The organism is Jeotgalibacillus sp. JSM ZJ347 (assembly GCF_044383825.1).
Taxonomy (GTDB): Bacteria; Bacillota; Bacilli; order Bacillales; family Jeotgalibacillaceae; genus Jeotgalibacillus.
On record NZ_JBISEN010000001.1, the window covers coordinates 899,703 to 919,844 of the forward strand.

The 20,142-nt window shown below is 42.8% G+C and carries 18 protein-coding genes, 1 pseudogene and 1 other annotated feature; of the genes and pseudogenes, 3 read left to right on the plus strand and 16 right to left on the minus strand.

Annotated elements, in window-relative coordinates; genetic code table 11:
- Positions 1-4 precede the first annotated feature (4 nt).
- The 11 genes and pseudogenes from ilvA to typA all read right to left on the minus strand — a co-directional run.
- Positions 5-943, minus strand: a pseudogene (ilvA, locus tag ACH6CZ_RS04650) (threonine ammonia-lyase); the annotation flags it as partial.
- Positions 944-1,024: 81 nt separating this feature from the next.
- Positions 1,025-1,597 carry a 3-isopropylmalate dehydratase small subunit gene (gene leuD / locus ACH6CZ_RS04655; RefSeq protein ID WP_374096242.1) on the minus strand — a complete coding sequence of 191 codons (573 nt, stop codon included), beginning with the start codon at positions 1,595-1,597 and terminating at the stop codon, positions 1,025-1,027.
- 12 nt (positions 1,598-1,609) lie between these two features.
- The gene (gene leuC, locus ACH6CZ_RS04660) at positions 1,610-3,010 is read right to left on the minus strand and encodes a 3-isopropylmalate dehydratase large subunit (protein WP_374096243.1); all 1,401 of its coding nucleotides are present in this window, start codon (positions 3,008-3,010) and stop codon (positions 1,610-1,612) included.
- Positions 3,011-3,029: 19 nt separating this feature from the next.
- A complete protein-coding gene (gene leuB, locus ACH6CZ_RS04665; protein WP_374096244.1) occupies positions 3,030-4,130 on the minus strand; it encodes a 3-isopropylmalate dehydrogenase in 1,101 nt (366 codons plus the stop codon).
- Between the two features lie 18 nt (positions 4,131-4,148).
- Positions 4,149-5,690, minus strand: coding sequence for a 2-isopropylmalate synthase (locus tag ACH6CZ_RS04670; RefSeq protein WP_374096245.1), 1,542 nt, complete (start codon positions 5,688-5,690; stop codon positions 4,149-4,151).
- Positions 5,677-6,705 carry a ketol-acid reductoisomerase gene (ilvC, locus tag ACH6CZ_RS04675; RefSeq protein ID WP_374096246.1) on the minus strand — a complete coding sequence of 343 codons (1,029 nt, stop codon included), beginning with the start codon at positions 6,703-6,705 and terminating at the stop codon, positions 5,677-5,679. The genes ACH6CZ_RS04670 and ilvC overlap by 14 nt, the downstream gene beginning before the upstream one ends.
- Before the next feature lie 209 nt (positions 6,706-6,914).
- On the minus strand, positions 6,915-7,427 hold the full coding sequence (ilvN, locus tag ACH6CZ_RS04680) for an acetolactate synthase small subunit (protein ID WP_041122272.1): 513 nt from the start codon (positions 7,425-7,427) through the stop codon (positions 6,915-6,917).
- Positions 7,424-9,163, minus strand: a complete 1,740-nt coding sequence (ilvB, locus tag ACH6CZ_RS04685) for an acetolactate synthase large subunit (RefSeq protein WP_374096247.1) — start codon at positions 9,161-9,163, stop codon at positions 7,424-7,426. The genes ilvN and ilvB overlap by 4 nt, the downstream gene beginning before the upstream one ends.
- An 82-nt stretch (positions 9,164-9,245) precedes the next feature.
- Positions 9,246-9,477: a binding site (T-box leader), on the minus strand.
- Positions 9,478-9,517: 40 nt separating this feature from the next.
- Positions 9,518-10,417, minus strand: a complete 900-nt coding sequence (ilvE, locus tag ACH6CZ_RS04690) for a branched-chain-amino-acid transaminase (RefSeq protein WP_374096248.1) — start codon at positions 10,415-10,417, stop codon at positions 9,518-9,520.
- 499 nt (positions 10,418-10,916) lie between these two features.
- Positions 10,917-11,228, minus strand: a complete 312-nt coding sequence (locus ACH6CZ_RS04695; protein WP_374096249.1) for a YlaH-like family protein — start codon at positions 11,226-11,228, stop codon at positions 10,917-10,919.
- A gap of 22 nt (positions 11,229-11,250) precedes the next feature.
- Positions 11,251-13,095, minus strand: a complete 1,845-nt coding sequence (gene typA / locus ACH6CZ_RS04700; protein ID WP_374096250.1) for a translational GTPase TypA — start codon at positions 13,093-13,095, stop codon at positions 11,251-11,253.
- 111 nt (positions 13,096-13,206) lie between these two features.
- Here typA and ACH6CZ_RS04705 point away from each other — a divergent pair, with 111 nt between their 5' ends.
- On the plus strand, positions 13,207-13,389 hold the full coding sequence (locus ACH6CZ_RS04705) for a YlaF family protein (RefSeq protein ID WP_374096251.1): 183 nt from the start codon (positions 13,207-13,209) through the stop codon (positions 13,387-13,389).
- Positions 13,390-13,421: 32 nt separating this feature from the next.
- Here ACH6CZ_RS04705 and ACH6CZ_RS04710 read toward each other — a convergent pair whose 3' ends face one another.
- Positions 13,422-14,216, minus strand: a complete 795-nt coding sequence (locus ACH6CZ_RS04710; protein ID WP_374096252.1) for an inositol monophosphatase family protein — start codon at positions 14,214-14,216, stop codon at positions 13,422-13,424.
- Positions 14,217-14,376: 160 nt separating this feature from the next.
- Positions 14,377-14,577 (minus strand): hypothetical protein, encoded by a 201-nt coding sequence (locus ACH6CZ_RS04715; protein ID WP_374096253.1) that lies wholly within the window; start codon positions 14,575-14,577, stop codon positions 14,377-14,379.
- Positions 14,578-14,760: 183 nt separating this feature from the next.
- On the opposite strand from ACH6CZ_RS04715, the gene ACH6CZ_RS04720 reads away from it, so the two are divergent.
- Complete coding sequence (locus tag ACH6CZ_RS04720) at positions 14,761-15,399, plus strand: YktB family protein (protein WP_374096254.1); 639 nt, start codon at positions 14,761-14,763, stop codon at positions 15,397-15,399.
- Between the two features lie 34 nt (positions 15,400-15,433).
- Here the strand turns inward: ACH6CZ_RS04720 and ACH6CZ_RS04725 are convergent, their stop codons facing one another.
- A complete protein-coding gene (locus ACH6CZ_RS04725; RefSeq protein WP_374096255.1) occupies positions 15,434-15,709 on the minus strand; it encodes a UPF0223 family protein in 276 nt (91 codons plus the stop codon).
- A 116-nt stretch (positions 15,710-15,825) separates the two neighbouring features.
- On the opposite strand from ACH6CZ_RS04725, the gene ACH6CZ_RS04730 reads away from it, so the two are divergent.
- The gene (locus ACH6CZ_RS04730) at positions 15,826-17,346 is read left to right on the plus strand and encodes an aminotransferase class I/II-fold pyridoxal phosphate-dependent enzyme (protein ID WP_374096256.1); all 1,521 of its coding nucleotides are present in this window, start codon (positions 15,826-15,828) and stop codon (positions 17,344-17,346) included.
- Positions 17,347-17,767: 421 nt separating this feature from the next.
- On the opposite strand, the gene ACH6CZ_RS04735 is transcribed toward ACH6CZ_RS04730, so the two are convergent.
- Together ACH6CZ_RS04735 and lpdA are read right to left on the minus strand one after the other, a co-directional pair.
- Positions 17,768-18,610, minus strand: coding sequence for a polysaccharide deacetylase family protein (locus tag ACH6CZ_RS04735; RefSeq protein ID WP_374096257.1), 843 nt, complete (start codon positions 18,608-18,610; stop codon positions 17,768-17,770).
- Positions 18,611-18,730: 120 nt separating this feature from the next.
- On the minus strand, positions 18,731-20,140 hold the full coding sequence (gene lpdA / locus ACH6CZ_RS04740) for a dihydrolipoyl dehydrogenase (RefSeq protein WP_374096258.1): 1,410 nt from the start codon (positions 20,138-20,140) through the stop codon (positions 18,731-18,733).
- Positions 20,141-20,142: the final 2 nt, after the last annotated feature.

Here is a 20,142-nt window from a genome sequence, read left to right on the forward strand (position 1 = left end):
ATCATTAAATAATCAACTTGCGCTTAGGCTCTTTCACTTCTCCGGCCAATTCAATACACTTGCCGAGTTTAGCTGCATCAAAATTTCCGCCGCTCACAATAACGCCCGTCTGACCTGAATAAGATAATGTTTTACTGAGTAGTGCTGCAATTCCCGCAGCGCCTGCTCCTTCAACCATCATTTTTTCTCTTTCAAGCATGAACAGGATGGCTTTTGCAATCTCACCTTCCGTTACTGTCACCATATCATCAACGTATTTGTTGATGATTGAAGTTGTCAGTTTGCCGGGAGATTTTACTTTGATCCCTTCAGCGATTGTCGGTAAAAAAGGTACTTCACTGCTCGACTGCTTAAAAAAGGATGCCGCAATTGCCGGAGCTGATGCAGATTGAACACCGATTACTTTTACAGAAGGCTTCAACGCTTTTACAGCAAGTGCTGTACCTGCGAGTAATCCGCCCCCACCTGCAGGAACAAAAACTCTTTCAAGATGTGGACACTGCTGCAGCATTTCCAGCGCAGCAGTCGCCTGCCCTTCAATGATTTTCAGATCATCGAACGGGTGAATGAACACTGCTCCTGTTTCCTCCTGCTTCTTGCAGGCAGCTGCATATGCCTCATCAAATGATTCACCAGTAAGCACAACCTCTGCACCATATTCCCGGGTAGCATTAACTTTTGTCTGTGGCGTTGAAAGTGGCATGAAGATTGTTACTTCAACCCCTTTTTTCTGCCCTGCAAGTGCCACCCCTTGTGCATGGTTACCCGCTGATGCTGCAATAATGCCTCTTTTACATTCAAGCTCAGTCAGAGAAGATACTTTATTCATCGCTCCCCTGACTTTAAATGAACCTGTTTTCTGAAGGTTTTCAAGCTTCATCCACACCTGCTGTCCAGTCATCTTATTCAATGTTTCAGACTGCTTGCATGGCGTTCTGTGTACATAACTGCTTAGTTCTTCTGCTGCGTCGAATAATGCGCTCGTGTTATAGAAATTCCCAAGTTGATCATCCTCTCATTTTAATTAGACATGCGACTCTTCGTACTTTTTAATAGCATCTTCATACTGGAATGTAATCGAAATTTCATCCCATCCATTTAAAAGCATCTGCTTCCAGTAAGAATCAATTTCAAAGTGCCATGTCTTTCCATTACACTGTACTGTCTGTGATTCCAGATCGACTGTCGCTGACTTTCCACCTTTTCCTGCCTGGATGACTTGATCTGCTTCTTCAAGCCTGATCGCGAGAATACCGTTCTTCACGCAGTTGTTGTAAAAAATATCTGCAAACGAAGGTGCGATGATGACTTTAAAGCCATAGTCCTGTAGTGCCCATGGAGCGTGCTCTCTTGAAGAACCGCATCCGAAGTTCTCACCTGCAGCAAGAATTTCTGCTCCCTTAAAATCAGGGTGATTTAATATAAAATCCTGATTTGGTGTGCCGTCTTCATTAAAGCGCCAGCCATAAAAGAGAAACTGACCAAATCCGGTGCGTTCAATTCTTTTAAGAAACTGTTTTGGTATAATCTGATCCGTATCAACATTGATTCGGTCAAGCGGTGTAATGCGACTGGTTAGTTTTTTTACCGGTTCCATCAACTTCCCTCCTTATGCATGAACGTGCTTTCTGACATCTGTGAATTTCCCTTCGATTGCAGCCGCTGCTGCCATAGCCGGGCTGACAAGGTGCGTTCGTGAGCCGGCTCCCTGTCTGCCTTCAAAATTACGGTTAGAAGTAGATGCGCAGCGTTCCCCAGCAGGTACGATATCATCGTTCATTGCAAGGCACATACTGCAGCCTGACTCACGCCATTCAAAGCCTGCGTCTTTAAATACCTGGTCCAGCCCTTCTTCTTCAGCTTTCATTTTCACAGTAAATGAGCCTGGCACAACAATCGCCGTTACATTATCATGTACTTTTTTACCTTTGATTACTTGAGCAGCTGCTCTCAGGTCTCCAATTCGGGAATTTGTACACGATCCGATAAATACGTGCTGGATTTCAATATCAGTAATCGGCATTCCCTCTGAAAGATCCATATAAGTGAGCGCCTGCTTCAGCTCTTCTTTTTTCGACTGATTGGAGAAGTCAACAGATCTAGGTACAGTTGCTGAGATACCGGAACCCATTGACGGGTTTGTCCCCCACGTTACAAACGGTTCGATCTCATCAGTGTGGATCGTCAGCGTTTTATCATATTGTGCTCCTTCATCAGAAGCATAGCTGAGCCACTTTTCCTTCAATTCTTCATACTGTTCAGCCGGTACATGTGCACGGTTTTTCAAAAATTCAGCTGTTGTTTCATCCGGACTGATTAGACCGGCACGCGCACCTGCTTCGATCGACATGTTACACACCGTCATACGTTCTTCCATTGACATTTTTCTGATCGCGTCACCCGTATATTCGACAACATAACCTGTTCCTGCATCAACACCAAATTTCGAAATGATTGCAAGAATCACATCTTTAGCAGTGACACCAAAGCCAAGTTCTCCTTCGACTCTGATTTCCATTGTCTTTGGTTTAGACTGCCAAAGCGTCTGGGTGGATAGCACATGCTCAACTTCACTTGTACCGATACCAAATGCCAGTGCACCAAATGCTCCGTGCGTTGAAGTGTGACTATCACCACATACAATGGTTTTACCAGGCTGTGTCAGTCCAAGTTCGGGTCCAATGACGTGAACAATGCCCTGATCAGGATGATGCATGTGCGCAAGCGGAATCCCGAATTCTTTACAGTTATCCGCTAGCGTATTCATTTGCTGCTTTGATACCGGATCTTTAATGACTTCACGGTTCTTGGTGGGTACGTTATGGTCCATCGTGGCGAAGCTCAGATCCGGTCTTCTGACTTTTCGGCCCTTTAACCTTAACCCTTCAAATGCCTGCGGTGAAGTAACCTCGTGAATCAGGTGCAGGTCAATATAGAGAAGGTCCGGTTTACTTTCTTCTTCATGTACAATATGGTCGTTCCAAACTTTTTCAATAATCGTCTTCGCCATAAGACTATTCCCTCCTCACTTATACATAAGCAGACAAGATATGATCTGATACCAGTTCTCTTTCAAGCTCTTCAATGACTTTATCTGCAAAAGCTGAAGTGCTTAGTACTCTGTGTCCTGCTTTCTGAACATCAGTTGTGCAATAACCATCATCAAATACGCTGTATACAGCTGTTTCAACAGCTGATGCTTCTGTTTCCATTCCGAATGAATATTTAAGCATCATCGCAACTGAAAGAATGGCTGCAGATGGGTTGGCAATATTCATGCCGGCAATGTCAGGTGCTGAACCGTGTACGGGTTCGTAAAGCCCAAACCCGTCAGAACGGATACTTGCTGAAGGCAGCATGCCTAGTGACCCTGTCAGAACTGAAGCTTCATCACTCAGGATATCTCCAAACAGATTCTCTGTAACGACTACGTCGAATGATGCCGGCTGTGTGATCAGTTTCATTGCTGCAGCATCAACCAGCAGATGTTCAACCTCTACATCCGGGTAATGCACTTTTTTCTCTTCTACTACTTCTCTCCACAATTTACTTGTTTCAAGTACATTCGCTTTATCAACTGATGTAACTTTTCCTTTTCTAAGACGGGCAAGTTCAAATCCCTGCTCAACGATGCGTTCGATTTCCGCTCGTGAATAAGTAAGTGAATCAACTGCTCCGTTATGCGTCTTACGTTTTGGTTCGCCGAAGTAAAGACCGCCTGTCAATTCTCTGACAATCATCATATCAACATCTTTAGAAAGATGATCTTTCAGCGGAGATGCTTCACTCATCCCTTTAACTGCTTTAACCGGTCTCAGATTAGCAAACAATCCAAAGTGCTTTCTGATACCAAGCAGGCCTTTTTCAGGACGCAATGCTGAAGGGTTCTGATCCCACTTTGGTCCACCGACTGCTCCAAGCAGCACTGCGTCACTCTTCTCACAAACCTCTAGTGTTTCTTTCGGCAGAGGATCACCAGTTTCATCAATAGCAATTCCACCGATCAGTCCTTTTTCAACCTCAAATGTATGGTCAAATCTCCGTCCAACAGACTGGAGAACTTTCACTGCTGCCTCTGTTACTTCCTGTCCAACTCCGTCTCCATGTAGAACTGCTACTGTTTTCTTCATGATAATTCCTCCCCTTTGCTATACAGTTTTTGCGTAAGATCTTTTGCGTTCATTCACCAGTTGTCTGTTGATGGCATTCAGGTAAGCTTTTGCAGAAGCTTCAAGCACATCCTGTGCCACGTCCCGGCCGGTTGTTGACTTTCCATTATACGTCATATTTACTACCGCTTCCCCAAGTGCGTCGCGTCCTTTTCCAATAGAAGTAACGCGGTAATCCAGCAGATGAACCTTCCCTTTAACCAGGCGTTCAAGTGTGTTGCAGATTGCCTCTACACTACCTGATCCGGTAGATGCTTCCTGCAGCAGGTCTCCATCTGGTGAGATGACAGATACTGATGCTGTCGGGATGCTTCCATTTCCGTATTGAACCTGCACTGATTTCAATTCGTATACAGGTACTTCTTCTTCCTGGATTTGCTGATCTGTCAACAGTACATACAGATCGTCTTCTGAAATCTCTTTTTTCTTATCTGCCAATTCTTTAAAGGCCTTAAAGGCTTCAGTAATCTTTTCATCACTCAGTTCAAAGCCGAGTGCGATTGCTTTATCTTTAAATGCATGGCGTCCTGAATGCTTGCCAAGCACGATTTGAGTTGAGTTTTCACCAATCAGTTCAGGTGTGATAATTTCATAAGTTGTACGCTCTTTCAGCATGCCATCCTGATGAATACCTGATTCATGTGCAAATGCATTTTTACCGACGACTGCTTTATTTGCCTGAATCGCCATTCCAGTAAGCTGGCTGACAAGCTGACTTGTACGCTTGATCTCATCCAGCTTGACGTCAGTGCCGAACGTGAATTTATCCTGTCTGATATGAAGTGCGACTGCAAGCTCTTCAAGTGCTGCGTTACCAGCGCGTTCTCCAAGACCGTTGATTGTTCCTTCAACCTGATCAGCACCGTTTTCAATCGCTGCAATCGTATTCGCTACGGCCATTCCGAGATCGTTATGACAGTGTGCTGAAAGTTTTACTCGATCAATGCCCGGTACATTTTCCTTCAGGTGCCTGAACATCGCTCCGTATTCTGAAGGTGTTGCGTAACCGACTGTATCAGGAAGATTAATCGTAGTTGCGCCTGCTTTAATAACCTCTCTTACGACTCTGACAAGGAAGTCAGGGTCTGATCTGAAAGCATCCTCCGCTGACCACTGGACAAGCGGGAAATGCTTCTTCGCATATTTCACAGATTCTACTGCAATATCGACGACCTGATCAGGCGTCTTCTTCAGCTTGTGCGTCATATGGATCGGCGATGTTGCAAGAAAAATATGAATGTGTGGCTGCTCACCGTATTTCAGTGCTTCCCACGACGTATCAATATCACTTTTTACCGATCTCGCAAGACCAGTCACAATTGAACTTTTAACCGTCTGGGCGATTTTCTTTACTGCTTCAAAGTCACCCTGTGATGAAGCAGGAAACCCTGCTTCAATCACATCGGCATTGAATCGTTCAAGCTGCTTTGCGATCTCAAGCTTCTCAGCTGTATTCAGATTGATTCCGGCTGACTGTTCACCATCTCTAAGCGTTGTATCGAATACATCAATTTTTCGCACTCGCAACCACTTCCTTCTGTTTTTCTTTTCCTGCTTTAACAAATGGCATCATGCTGCGCAGCTCTCGACCCACCTTCTCAATCTGATGTTCGTTTTCGCGATTTGCAATTGCTGTGAATTCCGGACGGTTCAGCTGGTTCTCAAGCAGCCATCCTTTAGCAAACTTACCGTCCTGGATATCTGTCAGGATATCTTTCATACGCTTCTTCGTATCTGCATCAACGACCCGTGGACCAGAAACAAAATCTCCCCACTGGGCAGTATCTGAGATTGAATATCTCATTCCGCTCATGCCATCTTCATACATTAGATCTACAATCAGCTTCAGTTCGTGTAAACACTCAAAGTATGCAAGCTCCGGCTGGTACCCAGCTTCTACAAGCGTTTCAAACCCTGCTTTCACAAGAGAAGTAAGTCCCCCGCAAAGTACTGCCTGTTCACCGAATAGATCGGTTTCAGTCTCTTCTTTAAATGTCGTTTCAAGTACACCTGCACGTGCGCTTCCGATTCCTTTAGCATAAGCAAGCGCTGTTTCTGAAGCCTGACCTGACTGATCCTGATACACTGCGAATAGTGCCGGGACACCTGCGCCTGATTCGAATGTTCTGCGGACAAGGTGTCCTGGTCCTTTAGGAGCTACAAGGAATACATCCACGTCAGATGGCGGGACGATCTGATTGAAGTGAACGTTGAAACCGTGAGCAAATACAAGTGATTTCCCTGCACGAAGACCTGGTTTGATTTCTTCTTCATACACCTGTGTTTGTCTTTCATCCGGAAGTAGTACCATGATGATATCTGCTTCTTCTGCAGCGTCTCTTACTGTTTTTACTTCCAGTCCATCCTGTTCTGCCTGCTCCCATGATTTACCTTTTCTCAATCCGACTACTACGTCATGCCCTGTATCTTTCAGGTTTTGTGCGTGTGCGTGTCCTTGTGAACCGTATCCGATTACCGCTACTTTCTTTCCTTCTAGTGAGCTGTTGATGTCCTGATTGTAATAAACTTTTACCATGATAAATTCCTCCAGTGTTTGTTTGAGTTTTAGTTTTAATTATATAAACCGGTGAATCTCTCCGTGGAGGATTTCGCTTTCCTGCCCCCGGACGGTGAGCCTCCTCAGCTGCCCTTTTCCGGGGCAGGAATCTTCGTCCTCCGCTGCGAGCTTCAGCTGGTGTGGTATTTGGATGTTAGAGAATAATTTTCAATTCTTTCAGCTATGACTTATAAAATTGATAATTGCTGTGATGGTGTTTTCTGGTTTTCTCTGACAAAAGCTGTTGCGCCTGTTCTGGTCATTTCTTTAATCCCGTATGGTCTGACCAGGTCGATAAATGCTTCTACCTTTTCAGGATCGCCTGTCACCTGAACCGTGATCACATTTTTACTCATGTCAATTACTGTTGCTCTGAATGGTTCAATGATACTTGTGATCTCACTTCTGACAGCCGGTGGTGATAGCACTTTGATCAGTGCGAGTTCTCTTGTCACAATGGCTTTGTCAGAGATATCATTTACTTTCAGAACGTCAATTTGTTTTTGCAGCTGCTTTAAGAGCTGTTCAAGTTTTCTCTGGTCTTCTACATGAACAACGAATGTCATTTTTGAGATGCCTGGTTGTTCAGTGTGCCCGACTGTGATGCTTTCAATGTTGAATTGTCTTTTCATTAATAATCCGGTCACCCGGTTTAGTACGCCGCTTTGATTAATAACGGTTGTTGTGATCACTCGCTTCATGGTTTCACCCCTAACATTTCATGCAACCCTTTACCTGGTGCAACCATTGGGTATACATTTTCAATCTGCTTTACTCTGCAGTCGATCAGTACAGGTTTATTTGAATTTAATGCTTTTTCAAATACTGCATCTGCTTCCTCTAGGCTTGTCACTTTGTAGCCTTCAAGGTCATAGGCCTCAGCCAGTTTTACAAAATCAGGCTGTGAGGGCATCAGTGATTGTGAATATCTTTCCTGATAGAAAGTCTGCTGCCACTGACGTACCATGCCCAGACACTGGTTATTCAGAATCACCACTTTTACCGGAATCTGACTTTCCTGTAAAAGTGAAAGCTCCTGAAGTGTCATTTGGAATCCACCGTCACCTGTGATCGCTACCACTGTTTCCTTCGGCTTGGCAAGCTGAGCGCCAATTGCTGCCGGGAAACCAAAGCCCATTGTGCCAAGTCCGCCGGATGTTACCCAGTGATCAGGATGGTTGAACTTATAGTATTGCGCTGTCCACATCTGGTGCTGCCCTACATCCGTTGTTACAATCGCGTCACCGCGGGTATGCTTGTGAATCATCTCAAGTGCTTCCTGTGGTAGGATGCCTTCTTCTTCACTTTGATAATGAAGCGGATATTCCTCTTTCATTCCATTTAAGTGAGCTGTCCACTCTTCGATGCCTTCTGTGTGGATGCTCAGCTTTAGTAATGCCTGAATCGCTTCCTTTGCATCCGCAACAATCGGGATTTCAGTAGGAACATTTTTACCGATTTCAGCAGGGTCAATGTCGATATGAATGACCTGTGCATTTGGTGCAAAATGTTCAAGATTTCCTGTTAATCTGTCATCAAATCGTGCGCCAAAGTTGATAAGTAGATCACATTCGCAGATTGCCATGTTCGCTGCATATGTTCCGTGCATTCCTGCCATGCCGAGAAACTGTGGATGCTCTCCGTGAATTGTGCCGAGCCCCAGCAGCGTATTTGTAATTGGCATGCCGGTTTGTTCGATAAATTCTGTTAATTCCTGTGCTGCTTTTGCATGCAGTACACCAGCTCCTGCTAAAACAAGAGGCTTTTTCGCTCTTTGAATGGCTTGAGCAACTTTCTGGATCTGCAGAAAATTCGGTGTAGTAGTTGGCTGATAACCTGGTAAGTTCACTTCTGTCTGTTTCACTTCAGCCATTGTAAATATTTCATTTGATACGTTTTTCGGAATATCTACCAGAACCGGTCCCGGTCTGCCGGTTGAAGCAATATGAAATGCTTCATGGATGATTCTTGGCAGATCATTAACATCTTTCACCTGATAATTGTGCTTCGTAATCGGCTGTGTAATTCCGACAATGTCCGCTTCCTGGAAAGCGTCTGTACCAATCACTGCACTGGCGACCTGTCCGGTGAATACAACGAGCGGCAGTGAATCCATCATGGCATCTGCAATTCCGGTTACTAGGTTTGTAGCACCGGGTCCGGAAGTTGCTATAACTACTCCCGTTTTCCCTGAAACTCTCGCATATCCTTCAGCAGCATGAATAGCTCCCTGTTCATGCCTTGCCAGAATATGAGGAATTGGATTTTTGTAAAGTGCATCGTAGATCGGCAGGACCGCTCCACCTGGATAACCAAAAATCATTTCCACCCCTTCATTTTGAAGAGACTGGATAAATATATCTGCTCCCTGAACTGCCTGCTTCTCTACATCACCGCCAAGTGCTTCTGCCTGTTTCGTATTAACTTGCACACTCATTGAAACATGCCTCCTTTAATTCCTTTTATTGACATATAAAAAAAGTCTTTCAATCCCATACAAATAGATACGTGATCCTTTGTATAGGGATGAAAGACTTTTCATGGTACCACCCTACTTTGCAGCAAATGCTGCCTCATGAACAGTTAAACTGTTCTTTGTTAACGAACAAATTGTCCGTGAACACCTACTGTAAAATTTCAGTGTTCCACTCCGAGGGGATGTCATACACAGCTGGCAATACCGGGTTCCACCAATCCCGGCTCTCTGTAAAAGCCTCTTGCTGTATACTTTAACCTCATCAATGATTTAACGTATAGATGCTTTAACTCACGAAAGTTAAGCGGTAAATTTTTAACCTGCGTTCAGTGCTGAATCATATACCTTCACACCGTCTTTGATGACTAATTCTCTGAATGATTCTAATAATTCACCTGTTACCTGACCCGGTGCGCCATCTCCGACTACCCGGCCGTCCACTTTCACAACTGCAATGACTTCTGCGGCTGTTCCAGTAAGGAATACTTCATCTGCTACATATACATCGTGTCTTGTAAACACTGCTTCTTCCATTTCATATCCTTTATCTTTAGCCAATTCAATGATTGCATTTCGTGTGATTCCTTCAAGTGCGCCAACATAACCTGGTGGCGTCAGAATCTTTTTCCCTCTGACAATAAAGATATTATCAGCTGAACCTTCTGCTACATAACCCTGGTCGTTAAGCATCAGGGCTTCCGGAACTCCTGCAAGCCCCGCTTCAATTTTTACTAAGATGTTATTTAAATAGTTCAGTGATTTCACTTTCGGGCTCAAAACATCTGAGCGGTTTCTCCGGCTGGCCACTGTTACAATTTCAATGCCAGTTTCGTAAAGCTTTTTCGGAAATAGTGCTAAGGATTCAGCGATGACAATGACACTTGGCCTTTTACAAGTAAATGGATCAAGTCCCAGGTTGCCAACTCCGCGTGAAACAACTAATCGGATATAACCATCTTTCAAATTATTTTTCTGCAGTGTTTTAATAATAATCTGCTGCATCTCCTCTTTAGTATAAGGGATTTCCAGCAAAATTGATTTTGCAGAATCATACAGCCTGACCAGATGTTCTTCGAGTCTGAATACATTTCCATTGTAGGAACGGATACCTTCGAACACCCCATCACCATATAAGAAACCATGATCGTAAACAGAGATTTTTGCATCATCTTTAGAAACAAACTCTCCATCTAGAAATATTAATTGTTCACTCACCTTATTCACTCCTTCCATCGCTTTATCGTTGCCCGTAGGCTTGAATTGTTGACAATCATAACGCGGATATACAAGTCCGTCAACAGCTGAAAATTAAATTTTTAGACAAATTAGAATCTTATGACATCATGAATGCGTTTACATTGTTGATACTATGCATTTTTTTGCAGGCGGAATTTTTTTATTTTTTTATGTAATGATGTGAGATATTTTATTACAAAAACCTACACAGAGGTGTCTTGACAGGGATAAAAAAGTTTATTTCGATCTGTTAAGAGCTTAATTTGCCTGCGATAAATTCTATGCATTAAACAGTATTAATATTCATAATTATTCACTTATTTATTTCGTTTATATAAATAAAAATGATAACGACGGTTGTTTTTTTCTTCTGCAATCTGATTAGATATGCATTAACAACCGGTTAACATAGAAAAAAGAACACCTGCAAAAGCAGATGTTCTTTTGATTTCATACTCAGTATGAGCAAGCTTTTATATCATACCGTCCCTTTAGCCTGTTCTCTTCTCAATCTGATCTTATAAATAATCAGAATGAGCGCTGCGATAATCAGTCCTTCTGTAACCGGTAGAAATACCGCCAGAAATGTCAGGACCGTGCATCCCAGAATCAAAAACAAGTAAATAAGTGCAGATTTTAGCATTGGCAGCTTTTTAGCAAAGCCGAGTTTATACACGACAATTGATAACAAGATAATCGTGAGGTATAGATACCACATTCCTGCCTCAGGGTTCGCATCAACTCTGTATAGTGCAGGAAAGAACGATAAACGGTCTTCTACATTTACCATAGAGGCAGTCAGCTCCTCTTAATTATTTACCTGCTTCAGCGTACTTTTGCTTCTTTTGAGCACGCTCGCGTTCGTTTTTATCAAGAATCTTCTTACGGATTCTGATTGTTTGAGGTGTGATTTCACACAGTTCATCATCATTCAGATACTCAAGAGATTCTTCAAGTGTCATTAATCTTGCTTTTTTAAGCGTCGTTGTCTGCTCTTTATTGGCAGAACGGATATTATTAGCCGCTTTAATTTTTGTTACATTAACAGTCAGGTCGTTTTCACGCGTGTGCTCACCAACAACCATACCTTCATACACTTCTGTACCTGGCTCGATAAAGATCGTACCACGGTCTTCAACGCCAAGGATCGCATATTGTGAAGCCTGACCTTTATCCATTGATACAAGTACACCCGCACGGCGTCCACCAACACGGCCCGGCTGCATCGGCTGATAGCTGTCAAATGAGTGGTTGATGATACCAAATCCGCGTGTAATGGTCATGAATTCAGTCGTATATCCGATTAAACCACGTGCAGGAATCATAAACACAAGACGGACTTGACCGTTTCCGTTGTTCACCATATCAAGCATTTCGCCTTTTCTTGCGCCCATTGATTCTATAATTGAACCAGTGTTTTCTTCAGGAACATCAATTTGAACGCGCTCAACAGGTTCACAGCGAACACCATCAATTTCACGTACGATAACCTGCGGCTTAGAAACCTGCAGCTCGTATCCTTCACGTCTCATGTTTTCAATCAGGATCGACAGGTGAAGTTCACCACGACCTGATACAATCCATGCATCCGGAGAGTCAGTCTGATCAACACGCAGACTCACGTCTGTTTCAAGCTGTGCTTCAAGACGCTCTTCAATCTTACGTGCAGTAACAAACTTACCTTCACGTCCTGCAAATGGGCTGTTGTTAACAGAGAAAGTCATCTGTAGCGTCGGCTCATCAATACGCAGAACAGGAAGTGCTTCCTGATGATCTACAGGTGTTACTGTTTCACCTACGTTAATATCTTCCATGCCGGATAGTGCAATCAGATCTCCTGCTTTAGCCGACTGAACTTCTTCACGCTTAAGACCGAAGAAGCCAAAGATTTTCGTTACACGGAAGTTTTTCACGCTTCCGTCAAGCTTCATTAAGGAAACCTGTTGTCCTACTTCAATCGTACCTCTGAACACACGTCCAATTCCGATACGGCCAACGTAATCGTTGTAATCAAGAAGGGCGATCTGGAACTGAAGCGGGTCAGCGCTGTTATCAACTGGCGCAGGAATATTCTCTACGACTGAATCATACAGACACTCCATTGTCTCATCCTGCTGTTCAGGATCAAGACTTGCTGTACCGTTGATTGCTGAAGCATAAACGACAGGGAACTCAAGCTGATCTTCGTTTGCATCAAGTTCGATGAATAGCTCAAGCACTTCATCAATGACTTCTGCAGGACGGGCAGCGTCACGGTCAATTTTGTTGACAACAACGATTGGTGTCAGGTTCTGTTCAAGCGCTTTTTTCAGAACAAATCTTGTCTGAGGCATACAACCTTCATATGCATCAACGACAAGCAGCACACCGTCTACCATTTTCATAATACGTTCTACTTCTCCACCAAAGTCTGCGTGTCCCGGTGTATCGAGAATATTAATACGTGTATCTTTATATTGAATCGCAGTGTTTTTCGCAAGGATCGTAATACCGCGTTCTCTTTCAATGTCATTCGAATCCATTGCACGTTCGTCTACATGCTCATTTGATCGAAAGATACCTGATTGTTTCAATAGCTGGTCCACTAAAGTTGTTTTACCATGGTCAACGTGAGCAATAATTGCAATGTTTCGTAAATCCTGCCTAATATTCGTCATTATTTCACTCCTGTTTTTACGTTCTAATCTTTTCTAACTGTACTATTGTATCACAATAGGTGGAAATATAAAAATGAATTATGTAGAATGGCTTTATAGAGGAGGATGACGATGAAAAATAATGCAGTATTTTTGCTATATGCTTTTGCCGCGGTTATAGCGATGTCAGGGATTGGGGTCGCAATTGCTGAACGCAGTGCGATCGGTGCAATCGTGTCGATCCTTGCCGTAATTGTGGTGTTTGGTATGGGATTCAAAACCAAGAAAAGATTTCGCGAGCAGGCTGAAAACTAATAAAAACGTGCAGGCATCCCTGCACGTTTTTATTAGTTGTTTAAATAGTCTTTCAGCACTTTCTGATGAACAGCAGGGTTTCCTGCGAAAATGTGTGAATTATTCACCATGGAAAGTTCTTCACCATTCAAATCCGTCAGCTGGCCACCGACTTCTTCTATCAGAACTTTACCCCCTGCAAAATCCCAGGGTGATAACCTCATCGAAATATATCCATCAAGTCGCCCTGCAGCTATATAAGCAAGTTCAATCGCTGCTGAGCCGTATGATCTCGTCCCGCGCACCTTGTGTACCAGTGGAATAAATTGTTCATGATTTACCTTTCTGTTAGGTACGAGCCATGTGGCATTGATTGAAAAGATCGCTTCTTCAATTGGCACATCCTTTAACGGAGATAGTTTTTCATCGTTCAGGAAAGCCCCATTGCCTTTTTGCGCATGGTAAAGTTCATCTGCCACTACATCATAAATGTAGCCAAGCTTCCCTTCCCCTTCATGAAAGACACCGATTGAAACAGCAAAGTTTCTCTGCTGATGAACAAAATTCATTGTGCCATCTATCGGATCAATGATCCAAACTGTTCCCAACATGTCCTGAATTTGATCACCAAACCCCTCTTCTCCGAGTACTCTGTGATCAGGGTAATGCTTGTCAATTTGTTCTACAAAGTATTTTTCAATTTGCTTATCCATATTCGTGACAAGGTCATTCACATTACTTTTTGTCTGTATTTTTAATACTTCATCAAAAGAATCAACGATTTTACGACCTGCCTCTTTAATAGCCTTTTTTGCAAATGTATCTATCTCATGCCACTTTTCATCCATTTTAACTACCTCCATTACCTGACATACTGACATACACTAAACTGTAGTGGATTCTTTTCACTTTATCAAGATATCCGATGTCATAAGCAATGCTAAGACGAACGCTTACCTAATAAGCGTTCGTCTTAGCATTGCTTAACTTTATTCATAATCAACCGCTTCATTTTCCGAAGCCATCCAGTTCGTTCAATTCGTGACGGATCAGCGAAAGCCTTTCCTTGGTACGCTCAATCTCCGGTTTATCCTGATGCTCCATCGCTTCAAACAATACAGCCAGTTCGTAATCAAGTTCCATTCTAAGTACAGCGAGTCTTTCCTGAATATAGTCTCTTTTTCTGGTTACCTGGATTACTTGCTTCATACCCTTCCACTCCTCTTAAATTGATGTATTAAAAGCAGTTTATTCAGTTCAAATCAGTTTATTCACAAAGATTAGTTATGCTAGAATGTATTCAGTTTCAGGCGGCCTGTTACATGTATTATAGCCAAAATAAGCAGGCCTCAAACTGATCAAACTGTTTTAAAACACAATGGAGGGTTGTTCATGACCGGTTTTTTCAGTACACAAGACTTTGATGTTTTTAATATTGATGGGTTAGATGAGCGTATGGAAGGCATCCGTTCAAGAATTCAGCCAAAGTTTCAGGAGCTTGGCGACATCACTGTTCCCGCGTTATCCGAACGGACAGATGAAGAGATGCACCTGCACATTGCGAGACACGCAAGACGTTCAGTGAATCCGCCTAATGACACGTGGATGGCAGCAGCGCCAAATAAAAGAGGTTATAAAAAAATGCCTCATTTTCAATTCGGACTCTGGGGTGACCACCTCTTTATCTGGACAGCTTTTATATATGAGCTCCCTGAAAAAGAGAACATTGCAAAGACAATGATTGAGAACCTGGATGATCTGGTTAAAGTTTTACCTGAAGACGGCTGGATCAGTTCTGACCATACAAAAAAAGAAGCAAAGAAGATCAGCGAGATGAACGAAGGAGATATCCTTCACGTGCTTGAAAGATTTGAAAAAGTTAAGAAAGCAGAATTCTTGGTGGGCAGAAGAGTTGAAGTTTCTGAAGCTGTTAAAATGAGTAAAGATGAATTAAAACAGCTCATCATCCAGACATGGACAGAGCTTCTGCCTTTATACAAGCTGGGTACGAGAGTACAGCAAACTGTGTAATAGGCATAAAGCGAGGGCGATGCGCCCCCGCTTTTTATTTTTTCATCGAAATTTTATCACCAGGCGTTGCTTCTCTTGCTCTTTTCTGTGTCCGGTAGATCGAATATCCACTCATTTCCTGAAACTCTTTATCAATTGTTTTTTCTTCTGCTTTTCCGGGAACGATTTCTTTAAAGCGCTTATACTGACTCATGAACTCTTCTCTCTCAATCGTCTTTTCGTAAGCTTTTTCGACAGCTTCATAAAATTTTACTACATCAATGATTTCTTCTGTTGACCAGTCCATTGACAGCGGGTACTGATATTCCATGTTGCAACTTCCTTTCTGTAAATACACGCATATATTTCTTTTTCTATAGTGAAATGCTATAATTCTTCTGTTATCCTTCTTTAGATAACAATACCGTTAATGAGGTGAATTTTCAATTGTCCAATACACCTTCATCTCTGCTGAATGTAGAGAGAAAAGACCATACACTTACACAAAATGATACACCATTATTCACAGGATTAAAAAAACACGCAGACCGCAATCCGGTTCAGTTTCATATTCCGGGTCATAAAAAAGGCGCCGGTATGGATCCTGAATTCAGAGCATTTGCGGGTGACAATATATTATCAATTGATTTGATTAATATCGCTCCTCTTGATGACCTTCATCAGCCTAAATCGCTGATCAAAGATGCTCAGGACCTGGCTGCAAAAGCATTTGGTGCAGATCATACATTTTTCTCAGTACAGGGGACCAGCGGCGCAATTATGACAATGGTGATGAGCGTTTGCGGACCTGGCGAAAAAATTATCGTGCCGAGAAATGTTCATAAATCTGTTATGTCAGCAATTGTCTTCTGTGGCGCAATTCCGATTTTTATTCACCCTGAAGTGGATAAAGAGCTTGGTATCTCTCATGGCATCACGCCAATCTCAGTTGCACATGCGCTTGAGCAGCATCCCGATGCGAAAGGTGTCCTCGTGATTAACCCTACTTATTTCGGTATCGCTGCTGATCTGAGAGAGATTGTAAAAATTGCTCACGAACAGGATGTCCCTGTATTAGTAGACGAAGCGCATGGCGTTCATATCCATTTCCATGACGGGCTTCCGGCATCTGCTATGCAGGCTGGTGCAGATATGGCTGCAACAAGTGTTCATAAGCTTGGCGGATCATTGACGCAGAGTTCAGTGTTAAATGTAAAAGAAGGTCTTGTATCACCTAAACGGGTACAGTCTATTCTTAGTATGCTGACCACTACTTCAACATCGTACCCACTTCTTGCTTCACTAGACACTGCAAGAAGAAGGCTTGCGATTGATGGAAAAGAATTAATCAGCCAGTCAATCAGTTTAGCTGAAAACATCAGAGAGCGATTAAGTGAAATTGATCAGATTAAATGTATTGGCAGCGAGATTCTTGGTACACCTGCCACTTACGATTATGATCCGACAAAAATCATTATTTCGATTAAAGAATTAGGAATCACCGGTTATCATGCCGAGGTTTGGCTAAGAGAACAGTATAATCTCGAAGTAGAACTTTCTGACCTGTATAATATTTTATGTATTGTGACGCCAGGCGATACGCAATATGAAGCTGATATACTCGTTGAAGCAATGCAGGCGCTCGCGAAAGAATTCAGACACGACAGCAGTCATTCTGTCCCTGAAGTCATTCTTCCGGACATTCCGCTGCTTGCAGTTACACCACGTGAAGCATTTTATGCGGACACTGAGCTATTGCCGCTTGATGATACGGTTGGCAGAGTCTGTGCCGAATTCATTATGGTTTATCCTCCGGGAATTCCAATATTTATTCCCGGTGAGATCATTACTGAAGACAACCTCAGATATATTCATGAAAATATTGAAGCCGGCCTGCCGGTTCAGGGTCCTCAGGATGAAACGTTAACAAAACTTCGAGTGATTAAAGAACACCGGGCGATAAAATAACAAGCAAAAAAGCTGATGCAACGGGCATCAGCTTTTTCTTTCCCTCATTATTCATGACGAGTATATATAGATTGCTCACCCGTTCGGCTTACTCCCATCCCCATATGCTTGTAAGCGCTTCCGTTTAATATTTTAACGCTTCAGGATAAAAAATACAATATCTAATTGATGAGTTATTAAAATTTGTATGTTCTGAAAACTTGTGGATTAAAAAAAGATGAGACTAAATGTTGTCTCATCCACAAAATCGTTCCGCTCCACTTCAGGCGGACGCTTTCCGGACGGAGGTTGCTGAGCCTCCTCAGGCTTCGCCTTGCGGGGTCTCAGCTTCCCTCTTATCGTCCCGGAGTCGCCGCCTTACGCTCCGCTGCACTAAGTATTCTATAACAATCATATTTATTTTTTGTTGTATGAAATTTTCTTAGTTCTCTTCATAACCTTTAATCGTTTTAGGGTCTACGATTGTGTAGTCTTTGGCTCTGAGGCCTTCGACGATGTCTGTTAGTGCTTCGTTTGTCCATGTGCGGTCATGCATGAGGAGGTTGGCGCCTGCTGACAGGTATTCTGTGTTTACCATGATATCAGCCAGTGCTGCTGCATTCTGATAATCTGCCTCCCAGTCATAGCCGTATGTCCAGTTCATCAGCACCATTCCTTGTTCTTTTACAAGGGCTTCGGAGAAATCGGTATTTGCTCCAAATGGAGCTCTGAAGAATTTCGGCCGTTCTCCGATGATTTCTTCTACACGGTCACTTAAAGAAATAATTTCTTCACGCTGTTCTTCTTCCGAAATGTCTCTTAAATTAGGATGCGAGAATGTATGATTTCCGATCGGGAAGCCCAGCTCATGAATTTCTTTCAGCATCTGTTCTTCTTCAGGTGTATCGAGGAAGTGACCATTTACAAAGAAGATTGCCGGTGCTTCTGCATCATGCAGTTTTTGTGCCATTTCCACCGCGTGCTGATCCGGTGCATCATCAATCGTTAGTAATACAACATTTTCAGGTGCATCACTGATTGGTGTAACTGACCAATTTGCTTCGTTGATCTCGTATAAAGGTTCAACTGGCTCTGCATCCGTTTCTTCTGCTATTTCTTCGGTTTCATTTTCTGCTACCTCAGAAACTTCTTCAACAGGTTCTTCTACAGTTTCCTGTGTACTTTCTTCAGAAGATACGGCCTGTTCTGTTTGATCTGCTTCTTCTGAGCTGCAGGCAGCTAGTAATAGCAATGCTGATACAGCCACTGGTGCGTAAATTTTCAAAGAATAACCTCACCTTTCAACATATGTATATGATCAGTATAGCACAATCTATTTTCCAAATTTAACTGAAATATGACAAATTTAAAAGAGCTGTGCGGATCCGCACAGCTCTGAAAAGAATTATTTTACGATATGAATAGGTGTTCCAAGTGCTACTTCAGCAGCTTCCATAGAAATTTCACCTAATGTTGGGTGAGCGTGAATTGTCATTGCTACATCTTCAGCTGTCATACCAGCTTCGATTGCAAGACCAAGCTCAGCGATCATGTCAGATGCACCGTCTCCGGCAATCTGAGCACCAATGATCAGCCCATCTTCTTTACGCGTTACAAGCTTAACAAAACCTTCAGTCTGGTTAAGTGCAAGCGCACGTCCGTTAGCACCGAATGGGAACTTGGCAGCATTCACTTCAATACCTTCTTCTTTAGCCTGTGCTTCGTTATATCCTACAGTTGCAAGTTCAGGATCTGTGAAGCATACAGCAGGAATAGCAAGGTAGTCTACTTCAGATTTTTCACCGCCGATTACTTCAGCAGCAATTTTTCCTTCGTATGAAGCTTTGTGCGCAAGTGGTGGTCCATCAACAATATCACCGATTGCAAAGATATTATCAACGCTTGTGCGGCACTGCTTGTCCGTTTTGATAATACCTTTATCAGTCATGTCGATTCCAACCTGGTCAAGTCCAATCTCATCCGTATTCGGACGACGTCCAACTGTTACTAATACGTAGTCTGCATCAATTGAAACTTCTTCACCCTTAGCTTCATAAGATACTTTTACGCCGTCTTCAGATTCTTCAACGCCTTTTGCCATTGCTTTTGTAATGACATCAACGCCTTTTTTCTTCAGACCTTTTTTAACAACAGAAGTCATCTGCTTTTCAAATCCGCCAAGGATATCGTCAGCACCTTCAAGAATTGTTACTTCAGAACCCATATTTGCATATGCAGTTCCAAGCTCAGTACCGATATATCCGCCACCGATTACAACAAGCTTTTTAGGGATTTCTTTAAGCGCAAGTGCACCAGTTGAATCAAGAACACGCTTAGAGAATTTGAAAGATGGGATTTCAATTGGACGTGAACCTGTTGCCACAATTGCATTCTTAAACTTATAAGTTTGAGAATTTTTTTCATCCATTACTTTCACCGTTTCGCTGTCAACAAAGTATGCTTCACCGCGAACGATTTCTACTTTATTACCTTTTAGAAGCCCTTCAACACCACCAGTAAGCTTTTTCACTACACCGGCTTTCCATTCCTGAGCTTTATCAAAGTTAATTTTTACGTTTTCAGCTACAACACCCATATCTTCTGAGCCTTTTGCGTGCTCATAACGGTGACCAATTGAGATCATTGCTTTTGATGGGATACAGCCGACATTCAGGCAGACACCGCCAAGATTTTCTTTCTCAACGATTGTTACTTTTTGTCCAAGCTGTGCAGCACGAATTGCCGCTACATAGCCTCCAGGACCTGATCCGATGACGAGAGTATCTGTTTCGATTGGGAAATCTCCAACTACCATTG